Here is an 806-nt window from a genome sequence, read left to right on the forward strand (position 1 = left end):
GAGATCAGTCCTGACGGCACCTATGATGTAACGGCTACAGCCACTGATACAGCTGGTAATACGGCTACGGATACCACTTCCGGAGAACTGATCATCGATACAGTAGCGCCTACAGTTCCAACAGTAGTTAGTCAGACCACCAATGATACAACTCCGGTGATCACAGGTACAGCGGATTCTTCAGACAGTTTAACAGTAACGGTAGATGGAGTTACCTATAGCGAAGGAGACGGGAATCTGGTAGACAATGGCGACAATACCTGGAGTTTAACAATTCCTGCGGGTAATGAGATCAGTCCTGACGGGACCTATGATGTAACGGCTACAGCCACGGATACAGCTGGTAATACGGCTACGGATACCACTTCCGGAGAACTGATCATCGATACAGTCGCGCCTACAGTTCCAACAGTGGTTAGTCAGACCACCAATGATACAACTCCGGTGATCACAGGTACAGCGGATTCTTCAGACAGTTTAACAGTAACAGTAGATGGAGTTACCTATAGCGAAGGAGACGGGAATCTGGTAGACAATGGCGACAATACCTGGAGTTTAACAATTCCAGCGGGTAATGAGATCAGTCCTGACGGGACCTATGATGTAACGGCTACAGCCACTGATACAGCTGGTAATACGGCTACGGATACCACTTCCGGAGAACTGATCATCGATACAGTCGCGCCTACAGTTCCAACAGTAGTTAGTCAGACCACCAATGATACAACTCCGGTGATCACAGGTACAGCGGATTCTTCAGACAGTTTAACAGTAACGGTAGATGGAGTTACCTATAGCGAAGGAGA

Annotated in this window: 1 protein-coding gene; it reads left to right on the forward strand. The window is 48.0% G+C overall.

Features of this window, described 5'->3' with window-relative positions; translation table 11 throughout:
• Positions 1-806: PKD domain-containing protein (locus tag ACFSTE_RS15975; protein ID WP_378298281.1), on the forward strand; the 806-nt coding region annotated here is incomplete at both ends.

Source organism: Aquimarina hainanensis, assembly GCF_042684685.1.
Classification (GTDB): Bacteria; Bacteroidota; Bacteroidia; order Flavobacteriales; family Flavobacteriaceae; genus Aquimarina; species Aquimarina hainanensis.